A 19,118-nucleotide genomic window follows, 5' to 3' on the forward strand; every position below is an offset into this window, starting at 1 on the left:
CGCGGTCGCGCAGCTTCACACGCTGCACCTCGACCGGACCAATCCCAGTCTGGATTTCCCTCACCGGACCCAGACCGTGCCGCACAACGCGGTCGCGGCCGTCCGCCAGCCGTTCACCCTTCATCGCGGCCAGAAACGCCTCAGCCTCCGCCTCGATTGCCTGGGCCAGCAGCCGACGGGCCCCGTCCCTAAGGATCCCCGTCAGCGGATCCTCAACGTCTCCGGGCTTGCGGAAGGGAAGAATAGTGCTATCGCTCGTCATAGGCGTATCGCTCCTTCAAGAGGTTCAGGCAGGCTTCCACCCGCCTCGATACGCCACCTTTCTCACCAAGCCATCACCCAATTTCGGCCATAGCTCTTACCGCATCGCCCGCCGGGACCGAGGGCAGCGCCTGTCCGCCGGCTTGCGCGGACATTGAGAGCAAAGCCGGCAGGAACATCACGACATAGAGGAGCGAGACGCTGAGCCAGATGGCAATCGTGATCCATCCGCCCGCTTTCGCCCCGCGGGCGGCGGTTGCCGCTACCTCCGACTGGAATGACGGCGCCCTCGCCCTTGCCAGGATGAAAGAGCCCAATCGCAGCCCATACATTAGCAGCAGCGCCGACTGGAGCAGCACCCAGCCGCCGATTGTGTCCCGGTAGATCAGCGGCATGACGGCCGCCTGCGTGGCGATCGAGCCGGCATAACCGAGGCTGACAAAATACGCGACGTTTCTGAACCCGAGTGTCGAGACCACAAGGGACATGACCAGGCCAAGGCCCATCAGATGCCAGGGCAGTCCGGTCATGGCCGGGGCCAGCGGAAGGGCACGCATCGCGCGTCGGCGGGGCTCACGCGTCAGGCTTTGGCAGCGCATTCACGAAAGCCAGCAGCGCCGGCAATGGCGGGCTGGCAAGTGCTATGGTGCCAAGGTTTTCAGGCGTGATCTCGCCGATGCCGAGCGTCGCCTTCAGCGAAGCGACGATCACACGCAGGTCATAGGCGGGCTCGTGGATCGGGATCATCGGCTTATCCAATCCCGTCAGCCCCCAGACCGCCATCATGGCCGTGCGCACCGAGGTCTCTACGGTGAAGACCACATCGCCAGGCAGTTCGACGAACTGCCCGATGAAGGCAAGATTGACACAGCCGACGGGAATGACGGTCGGACGGTCGGCGATTTTGCGCGGCATGAACTGACTGGTGATGTAGGGCATCATGCAGGTGGAAACCTGTGAATGCGCCAGAATGCCGGGGATCCTGTCCTCGAGTCCGCAGTGATAGAGCAGTTCGGAGAAAAGCTCCGCGCCGGTGCAGTCGCGCATTGGCTTCTTGATAAAGTCGCCCGGCACGCCGCTGCTCTGGCCATAGGCCCAGAGCAGATTCACATCGGCGGGCTGGTCAGGAAAATATTTGCTGTAGGGAACGAAGCTGATCCCCCAGCTCGAATCGACAATGGTGACTGCGCCGCCGGTGCCTGCTTTGTCGCCGGTCTTTTTCTCGAGATAGTCGAATAAAGTGGGGTCACTCGTGATGGTGGGGAAGAAGCTCATCCAGTTGGAGGCCTCAACCGACGAAATGAAGGCCGCCGGCCGGCCGAATTTGCGGTCCCGCGCCGCGAGCTTTTCCCAGACCGTGAAGCAGCCGCGATCGGTTGTATCGCGATCGAATTTCGCCGCCGTATCGGTCGTTCCCATCGCCGCGTTCTGGGTCAGCGAGCCGCTGGTGAAGAAAACCAGGTCGTCTCGCGAGAGCGGCACGTGCCGAACCCCCGTGTGGTCCGACAGGGTCAGGCCGGTGGCGAGGGTCTCGCCCCCGGTATCCCGGGTTGCGATGTCGGTGACGGTGGTTCCGGCGCGAAAGCCGACGCCGAGGGTTTTCAACCAGACATAAAGTGGCTTGATTACGGAGTCGTATTCATTGAATTCGGTGTGCAGAATGCCCCGGTTCTGGGGGAGCCCGTAATCCATCATCATGAAACGCTGGACATATCGGCGCACCTCCATCAGGGAGTGATAATCGCGAAACGCGAGCTTAGTACTCCAGCACAGCCAAAATACGGAATGTATAAAGGCGGGGCTGAACCAGTCGGTGACGGTCTTCATCTCGAGCTCAATTTCCGGCGTCAGCTGCAGCTCCAGCATCCGCTTGGCGTCATCGGCGGACATGAACGGGCCGGAATAATCATACAGCCGGCCCTGCTTCTCCATCAGTCGGAAATGGCTGGTGATTGGCTGCCTGAGATTGGCCTGATGGGTCTCGTCGAGGACGGTCAGGCCGGGGATCCGCAGCGAGGGCACCTTGCTGCACAGATACCACAGGCACTCCATATAGGTTTCGAGCTCACGTTCGCCACGGCTGGTATAACCGCCTTTGGCATGGTCCGCCGCATCCATGGACCCGCCCATCACCGGCAGAGTTTCATAAATTGTGATGTTACCGCCGGGCATGCTGGCGTCTGTCGCCAGGAAGGCGGCCGCCGCAAGTCCCGCAAGGCCCCCGCCGATGATGTGAGCGTGCTTTTCGGCGATGCGATGCGGCGGCAGCGCGTTGATGCGGTCGTAATTTCTCATGACGGTGTCTCCATGCCAGTGGGGCTGCTTTCGGTGATCACACGAAAGCCCTTCCAAGGGTTTCAAGCATCCCGATGGGCGCTTCCCCAAGCGGCGAAGCTGAGGGAGGATTGTCTTCGGTTAAGTGTGGGATAAACTTGCCAACGGTAGGGATCGGCAGCGCATTTAAGGATCAGGCGCATGGGGAAGCTCCTTCCGAGGAGAAGGTGGCCGGTGGGTGGCGGTGGAAAAAGGCTCGGAATCTACGTAGCGCCGGGGTGGCGATTGGGGGGGCGCGGGTGACTGCATCTGCGGTAACCCAGCAGCAGCGCACGCAGTGCCAATCAATATAGCCAAGATGCCGATACGATGTCTGTTTTGTGGAAAGTCGGAAAGCTTCTAAATGCCGCGCGACAAACAGCCTGAGAACATTTTTGGATGAGGCAATACGGTTCTCATCCAGATTATCGCGCGACAGTCTTGACCGATTGGCTGTCGATGATCGCCGCAGTCGGCGCAGCGTCCCGTCCCTCGGCGACGCGGTTCGCGGCGACCAGCGCCTCATTGATCAAAAACAGTAGCCCGCTGTCCTGCCAACGATAAAATGATACTGAACGGTTGTGAAAGGCGCAAAATTTTTGGGCAACATTCGCCATTGGCACCCTGTCGTCGCCTGATACTGGATGCATTCCCAGATGGCGCGCATGCTGTGGATCGACGGCCGCCCCACCGTGCTGCAACGCGCCAAAAACGGTCCAATGATCTCCCATTCCTCATCGGTGCTGTCGCTTGCATACCGCAACGGGCACTGTCAGGTTGACGCTCCGGTCGTGCGGTCATAGCGGTCTTGAATGATCTCCTTGATTCCTCCATTGCCGTTGAAGGGTTATCGCTTTCCCCGCTCGGTGGTCGCTTATGCTGTCTGGGCCTATCACCGGTTCGCAATGAGCCTGCGCGATGCGGAAGACCTTCTGGCGGCGCGAGGTGTGATGGTCAGCGATGAGACCGTCCGGGCATGGGCTCATCGCTTCGGGCCGCAGATGGCTGCGCAGATCCGGCGTGACCGGCCTCAAGCATCCGACAAGTGGCACCTGGATGAGGTTGTGATCACGATCCGTGGCGAGCGGCATTGGCTCTGGCGCGCCTTCGACAGCCGGAGCGATGTGCTGGAAATCCTGGTCCAGAGCTGGCGAAATGCGGGTGCCGCCAAGCGGTTCCTGCGAAAACTCATGCGCCACTGCGGTGTGCCGCGCGTGGTGGTGACCGACAAGCTCCAAAGCTACGACGTCGCCTCGCGCGAGGATTGCCCCAGTGCCGACCACCGTTCCCATAAGGGGCTGAACAATCGGGCCGAGGCCTCGCATCGGCACACGCGACGACGAGAAAAGATCATGGCGCGGTTCAAGTCTCCCGGCCAGGCCCAGAGACTCCTCTCCGCCCATGACCAGATCACCACCTTGTTCCGCCCCAAACGTCATCGCCTCACTGCCAAATCCTACCGCCACGCCAGAGCTGACGCCTTCTCGCTCTGGGCCGACTATGCTGCCCAATTAGCCGCCTGATCCATCTCCAGACTGGGCAACCCACACATCATTTCAACAACTTGGCAGTGCCGGCCCTACGTGATCGTCTATCGAATTACGCGTGCAAGCGTCGAAATCCTTCATATTTAGCACGGGGCGCAGAACCGTGAGACGTGATTCCGTGATCGCCATCCGCCTCTCCGGCAAGTATGCCTCCCAGCTTGGCCGGGCCTCCCGACCACCCGCACCGTTGCTGCCTCGGCGGGCGTGCCAGCATGGCCCTTGAGATGGCGCAAAATCGTGTCATCACTCTGTGGCAGCCCCAGGCTAGCCCTCAGGCGCTCCGCCGGACGACCGCCGGCGGCATGGCCGAAGAGCCTGGTCAAATCGGCCACCCGCAGGTCCTTCGAGCAGACGGTGAGGCGATTTTGGGAAGCCGATCGCTAAACGTCTTGCGCGCACACTTGGTTCTGACATCGCCATCGTGAAAGGCAGACGCGCAGCGTGACCGGCGTCCCCTGAGCCGGCAGGTCCTGCAGAAGGCGAACCTGCCAACCGTGACGCCGGCTAGGTCGCATATCACATCCGGGACAACGAGCGCTCCCCCGTCCCACGACCGAGACCGTCCGGCGCCCGTCGCGGCACTCCGACCCCATGAGCTCGAGGCCAGATCCAAGCGCCCATTTTGCATTTTTGATCGTGCCACATCAGCCCAGTCTCCGTTCCAGCCGTCAAGCAGCACCACGATCACACGAATTGAGGCAGAGCCCTTTAAGGGAAACTGACAGCGGAAGACTCACACCTGTTGCCACCCATGAGCCGCCTACCCACCCGTCACGGCCGGATCGCGACCGAATCCGGAACCGCCCCCTCCGCCTCGATCGCCAGCCGCGCCAGCGCCGCGACCGATGCCGCACCGGTCTTGCGCATGATCGCCGCCCGATGCACCTCGACCGTGCGCGGGCTGATCCTGAGCTTCCCGGCAATCGCCTTGCTCGGCTGCCCCGCCAATACCAAGTCCAGGACTTCCCGCTGCCGCGCTGTCAGATCCTGCGCCAGCCCGATCGCGCGGCCGGTCCGGCCCAGCAGCTCGGCCGGGTTGATCGGCTTATCCACAAAATCCGCCGCCCCCCCGCTCGCAGCGCCTCGACCGGCAGTGTCGCAGCGCTGAGGCGCGAGAGGATCCGACCGGCGTATCATTCTCCCGGGCCCGCAATGTCCACAGCAGATCGATGCCGCTGCACCCCGGCAGCTTGGCATCGATCACCAAACATCCAGCCGTCACGGTGGGATCGCGCGCCAGAAACGCCTCCTTCGTCGCAAAATCCGCCACAATCCGACCCGCGGCCACCAGCATCGCGTGCAGCGCCGCGCAATATGCCAACCCATCCGAGACTGGACCGCAAGTTGAGAGTGCCGCCGTCCTGGCATCAGGTCATCTAGCTCCATCGACCACTCCGCGACAATCTTTACACGCTGTTCGCGCGATCTCTTTCAACGTTCATGGACGTTGGGCTTGGCGTATTTCCCTCCCCGAGATCCCACCAAAGACCCGCGAAAGCGGTGATCGCCTCGCGCAGCGACGAGGCCAGAATATGTTCATCAGGCCCGTGCTGCTGGCAGCCGTTGTAGCTGTGCGGCACCCAGACCAGCGGCACGTCGAGATGATCGACGAACACATCGCCCGGCAGACCGCCGGCGGCGTTGGGAATGATCTGCACCCGACGATCGAGGCTGCGCGCGATACTGTCGGCGGCGAACCGCACCCAGGGGTGCGCGGGATCGGTGCGGCTCGCCGGCATGCGGATGCCGGCGCGCTCGATCCGCACCTCGGGAAATCCTGCCGCGTCGAGATGACGGCGCAGATCGGCTTCGAAGGTCGCGGGATCGGCATCGACCGTGTAGCGCAGCTGGCAATGCGCCCGTGCATCGGGTGCGACGGCGTTGACCGGATGGGCCGGCGTGCCAGAGGTCATGGCCAGCACAATGAAGCTGGTCCAGGCGAAGATTTTTTCCGCATCGGTCAGGCCCGGCTCGCCCCAGTCCGGATCGATCGCGGCAGATTGGCCGCCGCCGCCGACCGGGCAACCCTCCAGCACGGATTTGGTCGCCGCCGGAATGCCGGCCTTGGGCAACCAGCCGGGCACCAGGATGCGGCCATGCCGATCGCAGATCGAGGCCAGCGCATGGGCGAGAATCACCGCCGGGTCCGCCGCCAGGCCGCCCCAATGGCCGGAATGCACGCCGCCGCGCCGCAGCGAGACCAGCAGATCGAAATGGAACGTGCCGCGCGTGCCGGTGGCGATCGTCGGCAGATCGGGCAGGACACGCGGACCATCGGAGGCGATCAGCACATCGGCCGCCAGCAGGTCGCGCCGCGCCGCGACGAAGGCACCCAGCCCGCGCGAGCCCTGTTCCTCGCTGGTCTCCAGGATCAGTTTGATATTGAACCCAACTCGGCCCTGCCGTGCCGCAATCACGGATTCCAGCGCGGCGAGATTGACCGCGTGCTGGCCCTTGTTATCGGCGGTGCCGCGGCCGTACCAGCGATCGCCCTCGACCGTCAGCGCCCAGGGTGCGAGGCCAGGACGCCATTGATCCTCGAGCCCGTGCACCGTATCGCCATGGCCGTAAGTCAGGACGGTCGGCAGGCCCGCCGCTTCGATCCGCTGGGCGAACAGGATCGGCCCGAAACCTGGTTCCGGGTTCGGATGCAGCGCGACGGTGAAGCCGAGGCGGATATGCGCATCGAGATAGGTTGCGACATCGGCCGCACGATCCGGGTCCTGCGAGGTGCTGGGCACCGCGATCAGTTTGGCCAGCACATCCTGGAACCGGCCGGAGTCGAAGGCGGCGCGCGCGTGGGCGATGGCGGTGTTGCGATCACTCATCGTCCGGTCAGCCGGCCGCACGACGCGGCAGCTGGCGTTCGACCAGCGCGGCATACAGGCCAGCGCCGAACGGGATCGCCGCATCGTTGAAATCGTAGCGATCATTGTGCACCGGCGCGCTCGCCTCGCCATTGCCGAGATTGATATAGGCGCCGGGGCGGGATTCCAGCATGAATGAAAAATCCTCCGACCCCATCACCGGCGCGCTCGCGCGATCGATCTTCGCGGCATCGACCAGCGATGCCGCGGCCTCCACGATCGCATCGGTCGCGGCGGGATCGTTCACCAACGGCGCGAACAGAAACCGGAAATCGACCGTGGCGATCGCGCCGAAACCGGCGGCGATCTGGCTGGCCAGGCGCTTCATGTTGTCTTCCATCATCTGCATCGTCTCGCGCTTGAAGCTGCGCACGGTGCCGCGGATAGTCGCGGTTTCGGGGATCACGTTATAGGCGGTGCCGGCCTGCAAACCGGTCACGCTGAGCACTGCGGGATCCCCCGGCGTAACGTTGCGCGAAACGATCGATTGCAGCGCGCTGGTGATCGCCGCCGCCGCCAGCACGGGATCGACGCTGTCCTCCGGCCGTGCGCCATGCGCGCCGCGGCCGGTGATGATGATATCGAAAAACGCGCCGCCCGCCATCATCGGCCCCGGCTTGATCGCAAACGCGCCGACCTCGAGCCCCGGGCGATTATGCATGCCGAACACCTGCTGGCAGGGAAACCGGTCGAACAATCCGGCGCTGATCATGGCGTTCGCACCGCCCAGCCCCTCCTCGGCGGGCTGGAAGATGAAATTGACCGTACCGTTGAAATTGCCGGTGGCCGCCAGATAGCGCGCGGCACCGAGCAGCATGGTGGTGTGGCCGTCATGGCCGCAGGCGTGCATCACGCCGGGGTTGATGCTGGCGTAAGCAAGCCCGGTCGCTTCGGTGATCGGCAGGGCATCCATATCCGCGCGAAGGCCGATGCTGTCAGCGCTGTTGCCACGGCTCAGCACGCCGACCACCCCGGTGCCGCCGACCGCGCGATGCACCGCGATGCCCCATTCCGCCAGCTTGCCCGCAACCAGATCGCTGGTGCGATGCTCCTCAAAGCCGATCTCGGGATGGGCATGAATGGAGCGGCGGATCGACGTCAGATCGTCATGATAGGTCCGAATGGCATCGACAATATCCATCGTTCATTGCTCCTTTGCGCCGCCAAAACCTGAGGGACTGCATCCACCCCGTCGTGACCTTCGCAATGACAGCCTGTCGGGCGACGTTTCTTCGGTCGATCTGAACAAAGCGCAAATCGAGCGCGACGGCAATACTGAGCAGCGGGCACGCGCGGAATGCCTAACAGCCGCCTGATGGTGTTCGAGGAATCGTTAACCGACCGCCGCCATCAAACGCGTCGTGGAGACTGGCTTATGGATGACCTCCAAACGTGTTACCGCAAAGCATGTCCATAAAACTGATGTAATACCCGCTGGCGGCTTTTCTGACACATGGGGGGGCGCCTCCTGACCCAAAGATTTGTGGTTCGTTGTTACACTCTGATTTGATTGGCGGAGCCGGCAGCGTCTGTGGCGATTGCGGTGACGAATACGGACGTCGCGACAGAGGCTTTGCTGCGACTGGCACCAGAGGGCGCGGCGGCGAGGTTGTCGCCCGTCTCTCGGCATTCGTGCTGATCCCTGGGGGACATTCCCGAATGACCAAGGTAGAGCAGAGCGGGATCCGCCATAAGGCCTTGCGCGACTGGGTCCATCGCTACAAAGGAGATGGCACAGCGGCTGTCGTTTCGTGGATACCTACGCGCCGTCTGCCGAGGTTGAATGCCGCCCAATTGGCGCAGTTTTATGATCCGGTGGTCAAGGGCCACGACTCAGGGAACGGTGCGGTAATACACTGACCGTGTGTTGATTTCCAAGCGCAAATCGCGAAGGGCTTTTCGGTAGATCTGGCAAAACGCAGGTTGCCAAATGGCTGCGCCAGCTGCATCTAGCCCGTCTGCGATCGCACTCTCTTCATACTACTGAAGATCGAGCAGCGCGGGAGATATTTAGAAGAGATATCAACTCAAGGTACCCTTCTTGAATCCCATGCAGGGTCACCTGTTTTGAGGACCGGTGTGATGTTTCAAACTTCAGAAGCAACAGCTGCGCCATGCAGGGCCTGCGCCAGATCGGCGTATAAATCCTCGACATGCTCGATCCCCACCGACAATCGCAGGAGATCGTCCGGGCATGGCGTTCCCTCGCCTTCGATCGAGGCACGATGCTCGATCAGGCTCTCCACCCCGCCCAGGGACGTCGCGCGATGCCAGACGCGCACCGCGGCGGCCGTGGCGATGGCGTGCGCCGCGCCGCCGACCACCCTGATCGATAGCATCGAGCCGAAACCGTTGACCATCTGCCGCGCCGCGATCGCATGGCCAGGGTGGGTCTCAAGGCCCGGATACAGCACGGCCGCCACCATCGGATGCACGACCAAACGCGCGGCCAGATCTGCCGCACTGCCCGCCTGGGCCGCGGCACGCAGAAACAGCGTGCGCATGCCGCGCATCAGCAAAAACGCCTCAAACGGTCCCAGAATCGCACCGCCCAATTTGCGCGTCGTGACGATCCGCTGCCAATGCGCGTCATCGCGCGCGCCGGCCACGACGCCGGCCACGACATCGGAATGACCGTTCAACATCTTGGTCGCGGCGTGCATCACGAAATCCGCGCCTAAGGCCAGCGGCTGCATGTGATACGGCGAGGCAACTGTGGCATCGACCGCGAGTTTTGCGTCGGCGCGGTGGGCGATCTCGGCGATCGCGGCGACATCGGTGATCGTCCATAATGGATTGCCGGGGGTCTCAATCCAGATCAATCGCGTCCGGCCTGGTTGCACTGCGGCCGCGACGGCAGCGACATCGTCCATCGCGACAAAAGTTACATCGACACCGCGCCTCGTCAGTTCGGTCAGCAGCCAATGCCGCAGCGCCCAGTACATGATCTGCGGTGCAAGCACGTGGTCGCCGGCGTCCAGAATGGCGAACACCGCGATGGCCGCCGCCATCCCCGACCCGAACAACAGCGCCCCCGCCCCGGCATCTTCGAGCATTGCCAGCACGGCCTCGGCTTCGCGAACCGTTGCATTGTCGGGTCGCCCATACACGAAACCAGCGCTGTATTGATTGTCGGCATCGCGAATGAACGTGGTCGACACGTGGATCGGTGCGATCACCGCCCGTGTCGCCGCGTCGATCCGGCCCATCGCCTGCGCGACCAGCGTTTCGCGGCGCAAAGTGTCGGTCATGGCATCTCCCGTCTTGCTTGTCTGACCTGCCGCACCGATTGCAGGCGGTCAGTGTTGCATCCGCGCCGCGGGCTAGGCGGCGACTTTGGTCTCGACCGGCGGCATCACCTCCGCCGGCAAAGGGCAGACGTAGGGCTGTGCAGCGGTGCGCGCCTGATGATCGGCCTTGGCGCTGGCAATAAGCGCGTCATCGCGCAGCGCCTCCACAGCAGTCCCGGCCATGATTTTCGCAACGTGGACAAGGCCCTTGTGCGCCGCTGCGTTCTTGCCCTGAGACGTAAGTTGCCAGGAATGGCCTGGCGTTCCGATCGCATAGGTGGCTCCGCGCGCCTGCACCGTGGGGACCGCCCAGCTTACATCGCCGACATCGGTCGAGCCGAGCATGGTCGAGGGTTTCGCATCACGCGGCACGATGATGTCGCACAGGGTGGTGCCGGTCTGTGGTTTCAGTCCGGCCCGCTGCCACGACGCGGCGATGTCCTCCGGCGTCAAAGTCTCCTGAATCCGGGCGGCAAATTCGCGATCCGCCGCATCGAACGGCGGCGGGCCGAGGCGCAGGAACTGATCGTGCATGGCGCGCTCCAACGGCGTGTTGCCGAGCAGGTTGGAGACCGCGCTGATCACCTTGAACGCGACTGTGGTTTCAGTCATCAGCGCGGCACCCTGCGCGATTTTTTTGACCCGTTCGATCAGCGGCCAAAGATCCGGCAGTTCACGCGCGCGGATGGCGTAACGCACTTTCGCCTTGGCCTGCACCACGTTCGGCGCGATGCCGCCGCCGTCGAGCATAGCATAATGGATTCGCGCGTCACTGGGCATGTGCTCGCGCATGTAGTTGACCCCGACGTTCATCAATTCCACCGCATCGAGCGCGCTGCGGCCGAGATGCGGCGAGGCGGCGGCATGAGCGGCGCGGCCGGTGAACTGGAAATCGATGCGGGTATTGGCGAGCGAGGCCGCTTGCATCACGCCGGAGAATGCCGACGGATGCCAGGAGATTGCGATATCGACATCGTCGAAAGCGCCGGCACGCACCATGAAAGTCTTTGCCGCGCCACCCTCCTCGGCCGGGCAGCCGTAATAACGGATACGCCCCGCGATGTTATTGGCGGCCAGGTAATCCTTCACCGCCGTGGCGGCCAGCAGTGCGGCCGATCCGAGCAGGTTATGGCCGCATCCGTGGCCGGCGCCATTGGCATCGATCGGCCGGTGCTCGGCCACCCCGGCCTCCTGGCTGAGCCCAGGCAGCGCATCGTATTCACCCAGAATGGCGATTACCGGGCCTCCCTGCCCTGCCTCGCCGATCACCGCCGTCGGGATGCCGGCGATATCGCGGGTGACCCGAAACCCTTCGCTGTTCAGCATCGCGGCGTGCTCGGCAACCGACCGGTGTTCCGAGTAGGCGATTTCGGGGTGATCCCAGATGCGGTCGGCCAGTGCAGTGAACACGTCTTTCTTCGCATCGACATGGCGCCAGATCTGTTCGGAATTCTGCATCATGACGCTCCTGCGCTCGACCCAAAAAGGAATATGCCACGCTATGCCGATCGAACCTGTCCGTCCAGTAATAGCTTCAATGTCGGGCACGATTGTAGAAACGCAATCATGCTTGACAGCCAAGCGAACCCTATGCCACCCAAGGTACCGAATAATGGCGTGAATTCAGGGTAGGTGTCGCAACTATAACTGGAGAGGCCGAATGGACGCAGAGCGACTTCAACGAATGATCGATCGCGTCAAGCGCGGCAAACTTTCGCGGCGGGGCTTTATCGAGCGCGTAGCCGCCGTCGGTCTGACCGCACCTTTGGCCAACCAGCTTCTCGCCGTAGCCGGCATAGCCATGCCGACATCTTCGGGCATCCACTACACCCCGACCAAGCGCGGAGGCGGCGGCACATTGAAACTCCTGTGGTGGGAGGGCCCGACGCTGCTTAACCCGCATTTTGCCAACGGGACCAAGGACCAAAATGCCTCGCGCCTGTTCTACGAGCCGCTCGCGGCATGGACGCCCGATGGTACGCTGAAGCCGGTTCTGGCCGCCGAGATTCCCAGCGTCGAAAACGGTTCGCTTGCCAAGGACGGCAAATCGGTCATCTGGAAGCTGAAACAGGGAGTGAAATGGCATGACGGCACCCCGTTCACCGCGGATGATGTCGTTTTCAACTGGCAATATGCGAAGGATCCGCAGACCGCCGCCGTGACGGCGGGCAGCTACATTGGCATCACGGTCGAAAAAATCGACGATTACACGGTCAAGATCCTGTTCGCAAAACCCACACCGTTCTGGGCCGATGCGTTCGTCGCCGCTAATGGTTGCATCATCCCCAAACATCTTTTCGCGCCCTACATCGGTTCGAAATCGCGCAATGCGCCGTGGAACCTGAAACCGGTCGGCACCGGCCCTTACAAGTTCAAGACGTTTACCCCGGGTACGCTCGTTCAAGGCGTCATCTTCCAAGATTATCACCAACCCAACCGTCCTTACTTCGATGCCGTCGACATGAAGGGCGGTGGCGATGCGACGTCGGCCGCCCGCGCGGTGCTGCAGACCGGTGAATATGATTATGCGTGGGATTTGCAGGTATCCTGGGATCTGTTGAAAAAGATTCTGGCCGGCGGCAAAGGCAAACTTGCCTTCGCCAGCGGTTCCGCGATCGAGCACATCCAGGTCAACTTCACCGATCCCAACAAGGTCGTCGACGGCGAGCGGTCCAGCATCAAGACCACCAACCCGACCCTGAGCGATCCGATCGTGCGAAAGGCGCTGTCACTCCTGATCGATCGCAAGAGCGTGCAGGCCTATATTTATGGCGAAGCCGGCGAAACCACGGCAAACTTCCTCAACGGACCGGCGCAGTTCGTCTCCAAAAAGACGTCCTGGTCGTACAACGTCAAGAAAGCGACCGATCTACTCGATGCGAACGGATGGAAGCCCGGCCCCGACGGCATCCGCCAGAAGGACGGTAAAAAGCTGAGCTGGCTGTTTCAGACCTCGATCAATCAGCCGCGCCAGGAAACCCAGGAGATCATCAAGCAGGCCTGCAAGAAAGCCGGCATCGAGTTGCGTCTGAAGGCAATTCTGGCCTCGGTCTATTTTTCATCGGATGTCGGCAACGACGAAACCTATCCGAAATTCTACGCCGACCTGCAGATGTACGAAACCGAACCGCCATCCCCCGATCCGGGATTCTGGATGCAGCAATTCCTGTCGAGCCAGGTCGCGAGCAAGGCGAACAAATGGCAGGGTCGCAACATCACCCGCTGGCGCAATGCGGAATACGACAAGATCTATGCCGAGACGACCACGACGCTCGACCCCGTCAAGCGCGCAGCGATGTTCATCAAGCTCAACGATCTCGTGGTCGATCATGTCGTTGTGATTCCCTTGGTCTTTCGCAAGAGCGTCGGTGCGTCGATCGATGGCCTCATGATGCAGCTCAGCGGCTGGGACGACGACGTCTGGAACCTGCCCGACTGGTTCAAGGAGACCAAGGCTTGATCGATACACGACGCCGTCGCGACATCGCCCGCCGTACGGCACGTTAGGTGTCACGCGCCTATCTCCTGCGGCGACTTTTGATGCTGATTCCGAGCCTGCTCGGCATCAGCGTGATCATTTACACCATTCTGGCACTGGCACCGGGCGATCCGTTCGGGCAATTGCTGACCAACCCGAACGTGCCCGCCGCCGTGGTCGCTTCGCTGCGCGCCAAATTCGGACTCGATGACCCGATCTGGCTCCGCTACCTCCACTGGCTGGTCGCAATGCTGCACGGCGACTGGGGATTTTCGTTTGCAAGCCGGATCAATGTCTCGACGCTGATTCTCGAGCGGCTGCCGGTCTCGCTGGCTATTCTCGGCGCTGCCGAGCTGCTCGCCATTCTGATCGCGATACCGGTCGGCGTGCTGGCCGGCACGCGGCCGTATTCGATCTTTGACAAGATCGCCAACACGCTCGCCTTCGTGGGTTTCTCGCTGCCGACATTTTTCACCGGCCTCGTGCTGATCCTGATTTTCAGCATCCGGCTGAACTGGCTGCCGTTCGTCTTCCAGTCGAACATGAGTTCCACGGGCCTGACCTGGCTGTGGCAGAATATCCTGCAATCGATCATGCCGGTCACGGTGCTGGGCCTGTTTCAGGGTGCTGCCCTGGTGCGCTATGTGCGCGCCTCGGTGCTCGATGTCGTCAGGCTCGATTACGTCACGACGGCGCGCGCCAAAGGCATCGGCGAGCGCAAGGTGATCATGCGCCACATCGTGCGCAACGCGCTGATCCCGGTGGTCACGCTCGTGGCGGTGCAACTGCCCGTGGTGTTCGGCGGCGCCATCATCACCGAACAGATCTTCCGCATTCCCGGCATGGGCTCGCTGCTGATCTCCTCGATCCTGTCCGACGACACGCCGGTGGTGATGGCGATTACCTTCGTCTATGCCGTCCTCGTCATCGTCTTCAACCTCATCGCTGATCTGCTGTATGCCTGGCTCGACCCCCGCATCGCTTATCGCTGAGGGCCCCGAGGTCTTCCGCGCGCCTGAGCTGGTGGCGGGGCCGCGGCTGTCGCTGCGCCGGCAGGCGTGGCGCCGGTTCCGTAAACACACGCTGGCGGTGGCCAGCCTGTTCATCCTCGGGTTTCTTGTGCTCGGCGTCGTCGTCGGTCCGCTGCTCTGGCGCGTGCCGATGGGCGCGATCGACCTGTCCGCGATGCTGCAGGGGCCATTGCTCGACCATCCGTTCGGCACCAACGGCCTCGGCCAGGATCTGCTGGCGCGAATGATTTTCGGTGGCCGGATCTCGCTCGCCGTCGGTGTCGCGGCTATGGCGGTCGCGGTCGGGATCGGTGTTGCGGTCGGCGCGATCGCCGGCATGGCGAGCGGCCGGGTCGATGCAGCGCTGATGTGGCTGACCGATCTGTTCCTAGCACTGCCGCAACTCCCGCTGTTGCTGCTGCTGATGTACCTGTTCCGCGGTGCGCTGCGGGCTGCATTCGGCGATGAAGGTGGCATTTTTCTGCTGATCGTCGTCGTGATCGGCGGCCTGCGATGGATGTCACTCGCGCGCCTGGTGCGGGCGCAATTCCTGTCGCTCCGCGAGAAGGAGTTCATCGAGGCAGCCCGCGCGCTCGGAGCGTCGCGCGCCCGGCTGATGCTGCGCCATTTACTACCGAACGCGCTCGGGCCGGTTATCGTTGCCGGAACCATCGAGGTCGCCAACGCAATCATCATCGAATCGACGCTCTCGTTCCTCGGTCTCGGCTTTCCGCCCGATGTGCCGACCTGGGGCCATATGCTCTACGATGCGCAGCAATATCTCGACTCCGCCCCGCACTGGGCGCTGATCCCGGGTGCCGCGATCTTTCTGTCGGTCCTGTCGATCAACTTCATCGGCGACGGCTTGCGCGACGCGCTCGATCCGCGCCGCGTGATCTAGCACCGGCATGACAGAGAGGCTGCTCGATATCCGCGACCTGCGCACATGGTTCAATACGGATGACGGCATGGTCCGCGCGGTCGACGGCGTCAGCCTGCATGTCAATCGCGGCGAGACGCTCGCCGTCGTCGGGGAATCAGGCTCGGGCAAGACCGTCACCGCCCGCAGCGTGCTCAAGCTGATCGACATGCCGCCGGGCCGGTTCGCGGGCGGCGAAATCCTCTGGCGTGGCCGCGATCTGATCCCTGCCTCCAATTCCGAGATCGATAAAATTCGCGCGCGTGAAATCGCCATGATCTTTCAGGAGCCGATGACCGCGCTCAACCCGGTCTACACGGTCGGCGACCAGATTGCCGAACCGCTGCGCGCGCATGAAAACCTCTCGCGGCGGGCAGCCCTTGCGCGCGCAGCCGAGTTGATGCGGCTGGTGCAGATCCCCGATCCCGAACGCCGCGTGCGCGACTATCCCCACCAATTCTCCGGCGGCATGCGCCAGCGCGTCGTTATCGCCATCGCGATCGCCTGCGGGCCGCAGCTTCTGATCGCCGATGAACCCACGACCGCGCTCGACGTGACGATCCAGGCGCAGATCCTCGACCTGCTGAACGACATGAAGGCGAGGTTCGGCATGGCGATCATGCTGATCACCCACGCGATGGGCGTGGTCGCCGAAAACGCCGACCGCGTCGTCGTCATGTACGCAGGCAAAGTCGTCGAGGCGGCACCGGTCGAGGAATTATTCGCCAATCCCCGCCATCCTTACACGCAGGGCCTGATCCGGGCGATCCCGCGGGTCGATGCCAAGGCTCAGCACCGCACCCGGCTCGCACAAATCCCCGGGACCGTTCCAAGCCTGATCAACCCGCCCGCCGGCTGCCGGTTCGCGGCGCGCTGCACCTTCGCGACCGATGCCTGCGTCGCGGCCGAACCCGTGCTGAAACCGGTCGGCCCCGACCATACCGTGGCCTGCATCCTGTGAACGCCGCCCCGCCCCTGCTTGCGGTCCGTGGACTCAGCAAGCATTATTCGGTCACCGGCGGTTTCCTGGCGCGTGAAATTGCCCGCGTCCACGCCGTCGATGACATCAATCTAGATATTGAACGCGGCGAAACCCTCGGCCTGGTCGGCGAGTCCGGCTGCGGCAAATCGACGACCGGCCGATGCATCATGCGGCTGATCGAACCGAGCGCGGGCACCATCAGCTTCGAAGGGCGTGACGTCACGCATATCGACGGCGAAGACCTCCGCCGGCTGCGGCGCGACATGCAGATCATTTTCCAGGATCCGTTCGCCTCGCTCAATCCGCGGCATACCGTTGCAGGCATCGTCGGTGAAGCGCTCGTGATCCACCGGCTCGCGACCGGTCGGCGCCAAATCGAAGAGCGCGTCGTGCAGCTGCTCGAAACCGTCGGTCTCCGATCGGATCATCTGAACCGCTTCCCGCACGAGTTTTCCGGCGGCCAGCGCCAGCGAATCGGCATTGCGCGCGCGCTCGCGGTCGAGCCGAAGCTGCTCGTCTGCGACGAGGCGGTCTCGGCGCTCGACGTCTCGGTCCAGGCCCAGGTCATCAACCTGCTCGAGGATCTGCAGGATAAATTCGCGCTGACCTATCTGTTCATCGCCCATGATCTTTCGGTGGTCGAACACATCAGCACGCGGGTCGCCGTGATGTATCTCGGCCGCATCGTGGAAGTCGCGCCGGCCCGCGCCCTCTACGACAATCCGCGCCACCCCTACACCAAGGCGCTGTTATCGACAGTGCCGATCCCGGACCCCAAGCTCAAGCGCAAGCGTCTCGTGCTGACCGGCGAACCGCCCAACCCGTTCAACCCGCCCCCGGGCTGCCATTTCCGCACCCGCTGCCCGCTCGCCGAACCGCGCTGCGCCGAGATCGCGCCCGCCCTTTTGGAAACGATGCCGGGACACATGGTAGCCTGCCACGTGACCGGCTAGCGGCGTGTCCCTGCAAGGGTAAGGGAGAGTTTGTCGGGCAGCGTTCAGCACGGGCATAGCGGATAGTGCCCCATTGCGTGGTGTAGGATTGGCTATCTCATCGCGTTCTCCGGCTGGGTTGGCCGGGCTTATCAGCCTGCCGCTGCGGGCAGTTTGATGAGAGGTTCATCGCACAACTCGGCGATAGTTTCTAGCGTCATATAGCGTCCGCGCTGAACCCCCTCCGCTGCCTTTCCACCGACTTTGTCGGCAGAACCTTGGGCAGTTTTGCCCACTCATCGTTTTGTTCGAGCAGGATGGCGCCGACGAGGCGACGAATGGCGGCTTCGTTGGGGAAGATGCCGACGACATTGGTGCGGCGTTTGATTTCGCCATTGAGCCGTTCGATGGGGTTGGTCGAGTGGATTTTGGTGCGGTGTTCCTTGGGGAACCCCATATAGGCCAACACATCCTCCTCCATTTCATCCATCATGGCGGCGAGCTTGGCGGCTTTGGGGCGCAACTGGTCCGCGACCTGGCGCCATTGGCTGCGAGCACTTGCGGCATCGTCCTGGGCAAAGGCGGTACCAACGAAAGCGGCGACAACGCTACGCCCCTGGCGGCCGGCATGCGCCAGCAGGTTGCGCATCATATGCACCCTGCATCGCTGCCAGGTGGCGTGCAGCACCTTGGTGATGGCGGCTTTCAAACCCTCATGGGCATCCGAGATCACCAGCTTGACGCCGCGCAGGCCGCGGCGCGCGAGGCTGCGGAGGAATTCGGTCCAGAATGTTTCAGCCTCCGACGCGCCGATCGCCATGCCGAGCACTTCACGCCTGCCATCACCATTGACGCCGGTCGCGATGGTGACGGCGACCGAGACGATCCGGCCAGCCTCGCGCACCTTCAGATAGGTAGCGTCCAACCTCCGGGGCGTTTCCAGCCGCGCTTCGCACGACTGGATCTCCTGCAACGCAACCAAACGGTCCCGCAGATCTGACGCACGTCGTTCCGCCGGCGCATCCCTTGGCAACAGCAGATCAGACCGCAACAGCAGAATCCAGGACGCCATCACCACCCAATCCGCGGTGCATCCGATCGGCCAGCGCCAAACGGCCGACGCCCCCGGGGTTTCGGCTGGGCAAGGCGTGGGAGACCAACCCTCGGCTGCACGCGGTGATGCATGATTTCACGATTGCAACGGTTGCTGTGTTGGCGGGGTTGATCGTGTGGTATGGGGTGCGCGTCAGGCGCGGGCGGGCGCAGCGGGCAGGGTAGGTTTACGCATACCATGATTTCGCACGCCCTATTCGTTACGATATCGTAACAAATAAGGCGTGCGAAATCATGGCCCTTTGCGCCACAGTTTTTTGACGTTGAAGGAGGGGATGAACGGCTGGTGCCAGGGTGGTACGGGCGGTGGGGGCGGGCCGAGGATATCGCGGAGTTGTTCGGGCGTGAAGTCGATGCTGCCGTCGGGGTTGATTTTGTATTGGTCCATGAAGCTGGGCTGGCGCTT

15 protein-coding genes and 2 pseudogenes are annotated in these 19,118 nt (G+C 62.9%); 6 read left to right on the forward strand and 11 right to left on the reverse strand.

Going from position 1 to position 19,118, the window contains the following annotated elements:
* The 4 genes and pseudogenes from BW994_RS17160 to BW994_RS20580 form a co-directional block, all read right to left on the reverse strand.
* Positions 1-262, reverse strand: a pseudogene (locus BW994_RS17160) (IS256 family transposase); the annotation flags it as partial.
* 73 nt (positions 263-335) lie between these two features.
* Complete coding sequence (locus BW994_RS17165) at positions 336-791, reverse strand: hypothetical protein (RefSeq protein WP_139334189.1); 456 nt, start codon at positions 789-791, stop codon at positions 336-338.
* Positions 792-834: 43 nt separating this feature from the next.
* Positions 835-2,556 (reverse strand): oleate hydratase, encoded by a 1,722-nt coding sequence (locus BW994_RS17170; RefSeq protein WP_051657607.1) that lies wholly within the window; start codon positions 2,554-2,556, stop codon positions 835-837.
* Between the two features lie 547 nt (positions 2,557-3,103).
* Complete coding sequence (locus BW994_RS20580) at positions 3,104-3,265, reverse strand: transposase (RefSeq protein WP_408734963.1); 162 nt, start codon at positions 3,263-3,265, stop codon at positions 3,104-3,106.
* A gap of 121 nt (positions 3,266-3,386) precedes the next feature.
* Between BW994_RS20580 and BW994_RS17180 the strand changes: the two genes are divergently transcribed.
* Positions 3,387-4,097: an IS6 family transposase gene (locus BW994_RS17180; RefSeq protein ID WP_029313658.1), complete on the forward strand. Its 711-nt coding sequence runs from the start codon at positions 3,387-3,389 to the stop codon at positions 4,095-4,097.
* Between the two features lie 404 nt (positions 4,098-4,501).
* Here the strand turns inward: BW994_RS17180 and BW994_RS20585 are convergent, their stop codons facing one another.
* From BW994_RS20585 to BW994_RS17220, 6 genes are all read right to left on the reverse strand, one after another.
* Positions 4,502-4,714, reverse strand: a complete 213-nt coding sequence (locus BW994_RS20585) for a transposase family protein (RefSeq protein WP_081849207.1) — start codon at positions 4,712-4,714, stop codon at positions 4,502-4,504.
* Between the two features lie 178 nt (positions 4,715-4,892).
* On the reverse strand, positions 4,893-5,174 hold the full coding sequence (locus BW994_RS17190) for a response regulator transcription factor (RefSeq protein WP_029313657.1): 282 nt from the start codon (positions 5,172-5,174) through the stop codon (positions 4,893-4,895).
* Positions 5,175-5,527: 353 nt separating this feature from the next.
* Positions 5,528-6,949, reverse strand: a complete 1,422-nt coding sequence (locus BW994_RS17200; RefSeq protein ID WP_051657609.1) for a M20/M25/M40 family metallo-hydrolase — start codon at positions 6,947-6,949, stop codon at positions 5,528-5,530.
* A gap of 7 nt (positions 6,950-6,956) precedes the next feature.
* Positions 6,957-8,129, reverse strand: coding sequence for a M20 aminoacylase family protein (locus BW994_RS17205; RefSeq protein ID WP_029313655.1), 1,173 nt, complete (start codon positions 8,127-8,129; stop codon positions 6,957-6,959).
* A 946-nt stretch (positions 8,130-9,075) separates the two neighbouring features.
* Complete coding sequence (locus BW994_RS17215) at positions 9,076-10,239, reverse strand: trans-sulfuration enzyme family protein (RefSeq protein ID WP_029313653.1); 1,164 nt, start codon at positions 10,237-10,239, stop codon at positions 9,076-9,078.
* 72 nt (positions 10,240-10,311) lie between these two features.
* On the reverse strand, positions 10,312-11,736 hold the full coding sequence (locus BW994_RS17220) for a M20 family metallopeptidase (protein ID WP_029313652.1): 1,425 nt from the start codon (positions 11,734-11,736) through the stop codon (positions 10,312-10,314).
* Between the two features lie 202 nt (positions 11,737-11,938).
* On the opposite strand from BW994_RS17220, the gene BW994_RS17225 reads away from it, so the two are divergent.
* Genes BW994_RS17225 through BW994_RS17245 form a run of 5 tightly spaced genes read left to right on the forward strand, consistent with a single transcriptional unit; the run spans position 11,939 to position 17,620 of the window.
* The gene (locus BW994_RS17225; RefSeq protein ID WP_029313651.1) at positions 11,939-13,738 is read left to right on the forward strand and encodes a peptide ABC transporter substrate-binding protein; all 1,800 of its coding nucleotides are present in this window, start codon (positions 11,939-11,941) and stop codon (positions 13,736-13,738) included.
* Between the two features lie 47 nt (positions 13,739-13,785).
* Positions 13,786-14,748 (forward strand): ABC transporter permease, encoded by a 963-nt coding sequence (locus BW994_RS17230; RefSeq protein ID WP_281174462.1) that lies wholly within the window; start codon positions 13,786-13,788, stop codon positions 14,746-14,748.
* Entirely contained in the window at positions 14,714-15,667 is a 954-nt protein-coding gene (locus tag BW994_RS17235) for an ABC transporter permease (RefSeq protein WP_035230780.1), read from the forward strand. Before BW994_RS17230 ends, BW994_RS17235 begins: the two co-directional genes overlap by 35 nt.
* A gap of 7 nt (positions 15,668-15,674) precedes the next feature.
* Positions 15,675-16,646: an ABC transporter ATP-binding protein gene (locus BW994_RS17240; RefSeq protein ID WP_029313648.1), complete on the forward strand. Its 972-nt coding sequence runs from the start codon at positions 15,675-15,677 to the stop codon at positions 16,644-16,646.
* Positions 16,643-17,620, forward strand: a complete 978-nt coding sequence (locus BW994_RS17245; RefSeq protein ID WP_156038181.1) for an ABC transporter ATP-binding protein — start codon at positions 16,643-16,645, stop codon at positions 17,618-17,620. Before BW994_RS17240 ends, BW994_RS17245 begins: the two co-directional genes overlap by 4 nt.
* Positions 17,621-17,751: 131 nt before the next feature.
* On the opposite strand, the pseudogene BW994_RS17250 reads toward BW994_RS17245, so the two are convergent.
* Positions 17,752-18,524 (reverse strand): annotated as a pseudogene (locus BW994_RS17250) (IS256 family transposase); the annotation flags it as partial.
* Positions 18,525-19,118 lie beyond the last annotated feature (594 nt).

Origin of the sequence: Acidiphilium rubrum (genome assembly GCF_900156265.1) — a bacterium.
In the GTDB taxonomy this organism is placed as follows: Bacteria; Pseudomonadota; Alphaproteobacteria; order Acetobacterales; family Acetobacteraceae; genus Acidiphilium; species Acidiphilium rubrum.

Coding starts and splice junctions, on each gene's coding strand:
- BW994_RS17165 (WP_139334189.1), bottom strand. CDS start 791: ATGACCGGACTGCCCTGGCATCTGATGGGCCTTGGCCTGGTCATGTCC.
- BW994_RS17170 (WP_051657607.1), bottom strand. CDS start 2,556: ATGAGAAATTACGACCGCATCAACGCGCTGCCGCCGCATCGCATCGCC.
- BW994_RS17180 (WP_029313658.1), top strand. CDS start 3,387: ATGATCTCCTTGATTCCTCCATTGCCGTTGAAGGGTTATCGCTTTCCC.
- BW994_RS20585 (WP_081849207.1), bottom strand. CDS start 4,714: ATGGGGTCGGAGTGCCGCGACGGGCGCCGGACGGTCTCGGTCGTGGGA.
- BW994_RS17200 (WP_051657609.1), bottom strand. CDS start 6,949: ATGAGTGATCGCAACACCGCCATCGCCCACGCGCGCGCCGCCTTCGAC.
- BW994_RS17205 (WP_029313655.1), bottom strand. CDS start 8,129: ATGGATATTGTCGATGCCATTCGGACCTATCATGACGATCTGACGTCG.
- BW994_RS17215 (WP_029313653.1), bottom strand. CDS start 10,239: ATGACCGACACTTTGCGCCGCGAAACGCTGGTCGCGCAGGCGATGGGC.
- BW994_RS17220 (WP_029313652.1), bottom strand. CDS start 11,736: ATGCAGAATTCCGAACAGATCTGGCGCCATGTCGATGCGAAGAAAGAC.
- BW994_RS17225 (WP_029313651.1), top strand. CDS start 11,939: ATGGACGCAGAGCGACTTCAACGAATGATCGATCGCGTCAAGCGCGGC.
- BW994_RS17235 (WP_035230780.1), top strand. CDS start 14,714: ATGCCTGGCTCGACCCCCGCATCGCTTATCGCTGAGGGCCCCGAGGTC.
- BW994_RS17240 (WP_029313648.1), top strand. CDS start 15,675: ATGACAGAGAGGCTGCTCGATATCCGCGACCTGCGCACATGGTTCAAT.